Raw genomic sequence first — 7,355 nt, forward strand, 5'->3', positions numbered from 1 at the left:
GACCTCGCGGCCCTGCTCGACCTCCGGCGCGCGGTCGACGTCGGCGGCCGGGTCTCGCTTGACCCCGTCGCGCTCCTGGACCTGCCACCGCTGGACCAAGCGACGGAACGCCTCGCGCTCGCGCTCCTGCTGCGACAGCTCCAGCTCGGTGTCCTGCTCCGGCGTACGGTCGGCCTCGACGGTCTCGGCCGGGCCGTCGTCCTGCCGGTCCCAGATGTCGGCCTTCCGGCGGATCAGCTCGGCCAGCGCGGCATCGGCCTGCTCACGCAGGGCCGCCGTGCGCTCGTACCACGCCTGCCGCTCCGCGTGCCGCTCCTCGATGGCCGCGCCCAGCCCCACGAGCGTCTGCGCCCGCGCCTGCGCCTGCTGGGCCTGCTCCTGAAGCTGGACCCGCTGCGCCTCGTCGGCCACGAGAGCGGCCTGCACCTGAGCAAGCGCGGCCTCCTGCTCGTGCTGGCGGCGCTGCTCGTCGACGCGCGCCAGCTCGTCCGCGACGCTGGGCGGCGCCCACTCCTGCTCTCGCTGCCAGATCTCGACCTGCTCGCGCAGGCTCGCCGTACTGGCCTCGGCAAGGCGCTGCTCTTCGGCGCTCCGCCCGAGCGCCTGGTGCGCGGCCTCCCATGCCGCATACTGAGCCACCATGTACGGGCTGGGCGGCGGGCCGATGACTGTGGACGGCGCGCTCGGCTGGAACTGCTCCCGGTACGCCTCAATGGTGGCCGCGCGCTGCTGCCAGTCGGCCCGCTGCGCGGGATCGTCCGGCACTGGTCCCAGCCGGTCCACCGCCCACTGCGGCGGGGCCTGGACCGCGCGCTCGCCCAGCGCGGCAACCCGGGCGTCCATCGCGGCGGCCCGCGCCCGGGCGTGCTCGGCCTTCGGGCCGACCATGTCGGCGGGCGTCCGCTCCACCCAGCTCGCCCCGGCCGCCGGCGTCTCCGGGGTCCGCTCCTTCAGCCGCTTGTCAATCCGCCAGTGCAGCAGGGACGGCACGGTCTCGACGTCATCGCCCAAGCCGCGGCCGACCGCCTCGGCAATGAGCGCCCGGGTGTCGTGGCCGCGAAGCTCGGCCGCCCATAGCTGCCGTAGGACGGTGCTGGAGTCCTCGGCCTCCAGCCGCTCGAACATCTCCGCGCCTAGGGCCTCGCGCAACGCCTCCCGGTGCTTGCCGCGCTGGTGCTCGGTGACCAGGTCTTCCCAGACCGGCGCGTGGGCGCCCATGCTCTCGATCCACTCCAGCGCGCCGCGCAGGGTGGCCGATGCCGACTGCTCGCCGCCGACGTTGTCGAGCACCTGGCCCAGCACCGGCAACAGCTCTTCGTCTTGGGCCTGGTCCAGGGCGACGAACGCCCGGTTCTCCTCCCGGCCGCGCGTCAGGCCCACATACAGCTGCTCGCGGCTGGTGGCGCTGGTCACCAGCGTGTAGCCGACCTGGACCGTGTCACCCTGCACGCTGTGCACGGTCCCGGCGTAGGCCAACGTGACGTGCTTGCCGACGTAACGGCCCGACAGGCGCACCCGGCCGCCCAGCTGCTCGCCGCCGGCCTCGTCGCGGCCAACGACCCGGGCCACCGACAGCGCGCCGTCGTCGTGCCGCTCGATGACCCGGTAGACGTACCGGTTGTAGACCGGCATCCCTGCCGAGTCCTTGAGCTTGTTGACGTTCTGCCGGGCCTGGATGAGGTCGCCGACCCCGGCAACGTTGCCGTCCACCAGGTCCACGCCGCCCGCTTCCACCCGGCCCAGCGCCACCAGGTCAGCGCGGATCGCGGCCGACAGCGACGCGGCCTGAGCCTCGGTCGCCGTCATGATGACGCTGTGAATGCCGCGTAGCTGGTCGGTCACGTAGGACTGCTGGATCTGCGCGGCCATGTCCTCGACAGCGCCCGCCTTGATCCGGCCCCGCGTCAGGTAGGCATCGAGCGCCGACAGCTGGCCATCGCGAACGCCAAGGCTGGCCCTGGCCTCCCACTCCCGGCCCGTCCCGTCCACGTTACGGAACCGGCGCACGGTCCCGAGCTTGAGCGCCACGCCCAGCCTTGCCAGCTCCGCGAACAGGCCACCGGCCGACACTGCTGCCAGCTGTGCATCATCGCCGCAGAGCACGAGCTTGCCGCCGACGTCGGCGACCATCCGAGCGATCTTCACGATGTGCTCGGTCGATGCCATCCCGGCCTCGTCGAGGATGACCAGGTCTCCCGGCCGGAGCTGGGCCGCCTCGACCTCAGCGCGCGGTCCGCGCCCGGCCGCGCGGTCCAGGAACCGCGTGGTGTTCATCGTCAGTCCGATGCCCTCGGCCTGGAGGACCTGCGCGGCTTTGCTGCTGGGCCCAAGACCGATCACGCGGCGGCCGGTGGCCTGCCACGCCTGCGCGATGACGCCCTGAGCCACGCTCTTACCGGCCCCGGCCGGGCCAATCACCACGTCGACCGGGCGGCCGTCACCCAGAACCCCGGCGACGACGTCGACCTGGTCGTCACTCAGGGGCCGGCCACCCTGGGCGGCCTCCTCCAGGGCGTCCACGATGGCGGCCTGACCCAGCGCCTCGGCCCCGCGCTGCTGCGCCCTGGCCACCACATACTGCTCGTCTGCCAGGTGCGCCAGCGTCGCGTAACGCTCGTCCCGGCCCGGCTGGTAGATGCTGCGCCCATCGGCCCGGCGCAGCTCGTCCGGAACGGGGATCAGCTCCATGCCCTGCACCATGACGGTGCCGTACCGGCCCGATAGTGCCTCGTCGGCCAGCTCTTCGAGCAGGGCCGTTGTTCGGCCGCTCTGGGCGAGCACGCTGGGCCCGAGCCGGTCGGGCAACACCTCGTTGAGCGCCCACATCAGGTCAGCGCGGGTCCAGGTGGCCATGCGCTCCTGCACGCGCTCGACGGCCTGGCCGATGACCACGTGCCGCTCGAACACCTCCGCGTCACCGTTGGCGCGGGCCTCGATCGCGGCGGCCTCGGCCCGCTCCAAGATGTCGACAAGCCGCGTCTGCAGGCGCTCGCCCACCTGCGTCTCCCACTGGCGCAGTAGCTCGGTCTGCGAGGTGATCGGCTCTTTGCGCTTCCGGGTGGTCCGGGCCGCGTCCTGCTGCATGAGCGTCCGCGCGTACGCGGTGGGCGCCTGCCCGGTCCGCGCCTGGTACTCCTCGGCCCACTGGCCGACCTTCTCCGAGACTTGGGCGGCCCGGGTCGACAGCGCCGCCCGCTCGGCCTCGGAGATGCCCACCAGCTCGCGGGCCTTGCCGTCCGGCCGCATCCGGTAGGCCACCGGAAACTCGGCCTCCATGCGCTGCTCAAAGGCGCGCTCGTAGATCGCGGCGGCGGCTTTCTTCGTCCGGAACAGCGCCCGGCCGTCGAGCGCCCGCCATTTCTCGGTGCCGTCCTCGTCCACCGTCCGGACCCGGTTGAGGATCACGGCGTGGGTATGGAGGTGCGGCTCCCCCTCGCGGTTGGTCTGGTGGTCCCACAGCCCTACCGCCCACTCGTGGGCGTCCACCCACCGGCCCACGCTCGCCTGCCCGGCCGGGGCCTTCCCGTGGTGGCCAGCGCGGGCGAACCCGGCCTCGCGCTGCCAGAACGTCAGCGCCTCTTGCACGGCCTCCCGGTGGATCTCCCGCATGCGCGCGGCCTCGGCCGCTCGGCCTGCCGCCAGCAACCCCGCGTAGTAGGCACTCGTGCTCTTCGTCGGCGAGAAGGCCGCGTCCAGGAAGTTCCGCGACTTCGGCTGCTGGCGCTTGGCCTCCTCCAGCTCGATCGCGCGCACGCGCTCCGGGTCAAGCTCGACGTTGACCCGCTCCCGCTTGATTCGGACCTGTACCCGCTGCTGCACCGTCTTGTAGGCGTACGACTTGCTGCCCAGCCGGGACGCCACGGCGGCCTCCGCATACAGCGCCTCGACCTCATCCGCCGGCAACCCCTCGGCCTCGGCGTGCGCGTCGATCGCCGCCCGGCTGACCGCGAACTGCCCCGGGTGCGCCAGGCGGCCGAATAGCGCCCGCGCGTCCGCCTCGGTGATCTCCGCCCCGGCCGTCAGGCCCAAGTACCCGAGCGCGCTGCCCCACCACAACCCAACCGGGTTGCCCTGCTGGCCCTTCAGGAAGTACTGCTCTGGTCCCTCGCCGTGGGCGTGCTCGTGACCACCACAGCCCTCCCCGTGGATGAAGTACTCGACGCCCTCCATCGCGTCGGAGAAGGCGGTGATGTTGATGGTCACGGGATCAAGACTACAAGATCAAAACTCACCAGTAAATCTAGATGCATAGGTACATCGGCTTTACAGCTCTTGCACTCGGGAGGGCTCACAGACGGCCCAAGATCACGAATGGGGGGTTCCAACCAAGATCGGCAACAGCGGGGTTCCGCGACGGCTCATGACCGCGCCGTCAGGCGCGGGCTCTCCGTACGGTGATCAGCCACCACCGAAGCGGCCCCATGATCGCAAAGGGGAGCGATGCCGACGCGCCCATGATCACGAGTGACGAGATGATCGCTGCCGGGATGCTCGGGAGCGTCGGCCGCCGCGTCGTACCGTGGGGGACAGACCATCCCCTCGCCCCTGCCGTCGCGTCCTGGAGGTCGCCGTGGCTCGCATCGCTCCGTCCTCCGGGGCTGGCGCGTCCGCGCACGCTCGCTACCGCCAGGAGTGGGCGGCCGACCGGACGCAGCGCCTACTCGTCCGCGGCGGCCTGGCGCTCGCCGTCGCCGTCGTCCTGGCCGCGCTGATCGACTGGCGCGCGGGCCTGGCGGGCGGCGCACTGGCCGCCCTAGCGGACACCGTCTATCGCTGGCGCACTCATGAGGCGGTGAGGACCTGGCGGCGTGGCGCGCTCGGGGAGCGTCGCACGGCGCGGCGGCTGCGCCTGCTTTCCACCCTCGGGTACGCCGTCCTTCACGACCGCCGGCTACCGCACGGCCGCGCCAACGTCGACCACCTCGTGATCGGGCCGACCGGCGTGTTCGTCCTCGACTCCAAGCAATGGCGGCCTGATGCGCACGTACGGCGCGCACGCGGCGGCGTACGCCGCGGCCGGGTCTTCACCGATGCCGACACGCGCGCCCTGATCTACGAGGCCCGGGCGGTCTCTCGCGCCCTGACGGCCGCCTACGGTGCGCGGGTAGAGGCGGTACCGATCCTGGCTGTCCACGGCCCGCACGTGCCCCGCAAAGGGATCACGCTGTCCAGCGGCACGCACGTCCTCCGGCCGTCGCTCCTGGCGACCTGGATCCTGCGCTACGGGCCTCGGCTGGACCGCGACGAGGTCACCCGGCTGCAGCAGGCGGCAGAGAGAGCCTTCCCGCCCTACTTGTGAGAGCTGAGGCCCTGACAATCGCCGAAGGGTCGGCCGCCGTACGCGGTCGGGGCGATTGACACCCGGGACCTCCGTCGGCCTCGACCAACGGACTCGGCAGGGTGGTGAGGATGCCGACTCCCATATGCCAGGTGCGGCTGTCTGAATGTGACGTTCGTCACGTCATTTCGCGCGTTTCCGTTCCATCGCGTTCCGTTCCGTTCCGATCCGTACCGCTGCGTCTCGAACGCTGCCGCTCGCTGCCTCTGTCGTGTCGGTGCCTCCGGCTACCCTTCTGCCTATCGCGCTCGCGTGACCATCAGCGGTCGGTCCGGCCTATAGGGGATCGACCGCCAGGCCCCGGTCCCCTACGGAGATACGGCCAGAGGAGAGATCTTGATGGTTACCCGAGGACGAGGAAAGAAGCTGCCAGGCCCCGGCGATTGGGGCCCGCTCGTGATCCGGGCGGTACTGATCGCGGTGGACTGGTGGCTGAACGGCGGCGGGCCCAGGTAGGTACTCACCTAACCCAGGCCCGCAACGTGCACAACGGGGCTCCGGTTCTCCTCGCGACGGGACCGGGGCCCTTTTGCGTCTGCCGCAAGGGTAACGACTCCCCCCGACGAATTCACCGGTGGCCCTCCGTGCCAACGGTTCTCAGCGCGCTCTTCGTCGTCTTCGTCTTCATGGTCTCCGCTCCCGAACGTGTCCCCGGCCGCCAGGTAGCGGCGGCCGCGGTGGCGGGCGGCGGCGGGACGCTGGCGGCGGCCCTCTTGCCCTCGGCTGCGGTGGTGCTCGGGGTGGTGGCCCTGGGGATGCTGCTGATCGTGGCCGGAGTGATGTTCCACTCCTCTGAGGCGCCGGCGCGGTGGTTCGAGCGGCTGATCAAGGCGGTGCGTCCGGCCGCCGGTGGCCGGCAATGGCAGCGCGCTCGGGCTGGTCCGCCCTACGGCGAGCCGGGTCTCAGCCGATGCCCGCGTGGATCGTGGCCCCGCGGCCGTTGGCCAGCTGCGCCGCCAGCGCGAGTTGGTCGCGGTTCGTGAAGCGCGTGTCCTCGGCCTCAAGGACGCGGGCACGCCAGTACGCGGTCCTGATCCGCTCGACCTGCTTGGAGTCGAACTCCACGTACTGCCGCCACTTCCTGCTGACGGTGCGCGCGTGCCGACCCCTGATCATCGCCCACAAGGCAAGAGGCTCCTTGCCGTCGACCTTCGCGGCGTACACGCGCCAGCTGCGGGCCCTTCTGGGGTACCCGGCCCGCTCGACCGCATCGGAGACCCGGTTGCAGATGTCCCGAACGATGCTGCCGTGCAGCACGTCCCCGCGGCGGAACGGTGGCTTATCAAAGCTCAGGGTGAGGTCGGGCATCAACTTCCCGGCCTGCTGAAGGAACAAGGCGCCCTCGCCGTGCGCCTCGTTGTTCACCAGGAGAATGCCGAGCATGAACGACGCCAGGGCGTCGGGGTGCTCGCCGGTGGCCTTGTCGAGCAGCTGGTCGCCGAACGGGCCGAACCACCGCCTCATGCGGTCGGCTGACTCGTCCTCCACGGTGCGAGACGACAAGACGGCCAAGGTCGCTTCCCGTTCGACCGGCTGCCAGGGTTCCAACGGGCTGCCGCCGTTCTCGCAGCACGAGCACACACCGTCCTCAACCGCCGGCCACGGGCGCCCGGCCGCGGAGCGGTTGTAGGCCCGGGGGCTCGGGGAAACAAGCTCGCCGCCCCCGGGGAAGGGCACAACAAGCTCGCCGCCCCCGGGGAAGGGCACAACAAGATCCACCGTGGGGAACAGGCGCGGAACCCCCGCCACGGTCTCGGGCACGACGGCGTCGACCACCATCGTCTCCGGCACGACGACCTCCGGCACGACGACCTCCGGCACGACGGTCTCGACCACCACGGCGTCGCCGTTGGCGCGGGGCTCGGGCACGACGGCGTCGACCACCATCGTCTCCGGCACGACGACCTCCGGCACGACGGTCTCGACCACCACGGCGTCGCCGTTGGCGCGGGGCTCGGGCACGACGGCGTCGACCACCATCGTCTCCGGCACGACGACCTCCGGCACGACGGTCTCG

The 7,355-nt window shown here is 71.5% G+C and carries 4 protein-coding genes; 1 reads left to right on the top strand and 3 read right to left on the bottom strand.

Going from position 1 to position 7,355, the window contains the following annotated elements; genetic code table 11:
- The coding region (gene mobF / locus HHX40_RS38060; protein ID WP_182884019.1) for a MobF family relaxase at positions 1-4,203 on the bottom strand (4,203 nt) is incomplete at its 3' end.
- 367 nt (positions 4,204-4,570) lie between these two features.
- Between mobF and HHX40_RS35280 the strand changes: the two genes are divergently transcribed.
- Positions 4,571-5,299 (top strand): nuclease-related domain-containing protein, encoded by a 729-nt coding sequence (locus tag HHX40_RS35280; protein ID WP_182884020.1) that lies wholly within the window; start codon positions 4,571-4,573, stop codon positions 5,297-5,299.
- A gap of 607 nt (positions 5,300-5,906) precedes the next feature.
- On the opposite strand, the gene HHX40_RS35285 is transcribed toward HHX40_RS35280, so the two are convergent.
- Together HHX40_RS35285 and HHX40_RS35290 are read right to left on the bottom strand one after the other, a co-directional pair.
- A complete protein-coding gene (locus HHX40_RS35285) occupies positions 5,907-6,167 on the bottom strand; it encodes a hypothetical protein (RefSeq protein WP_182884021.1) in 261 nt (86 codons plus the stop codon).
- Between the two features lie 74 nt (positions 6,168-6,241).
- Positions 6,242-7,355 (bottom strand): hypothetical protein (locus HHX40_RS35290; protein WP_220499971.1); only part of this gene is annotated, 1,114 nt, incomplete at its 5' end.

The sequence above is a fragment of the Microbispora sp. H10949 genome (genome assembly GCF_014161435.1).
Taxonomy (GTDB): domain Bacteria; phylum Actinomycetota; class Actinomycetes; order Streptosporangiales; family Streptosporangiaceae; genus Microbispora; species Microbispora triticiradicis.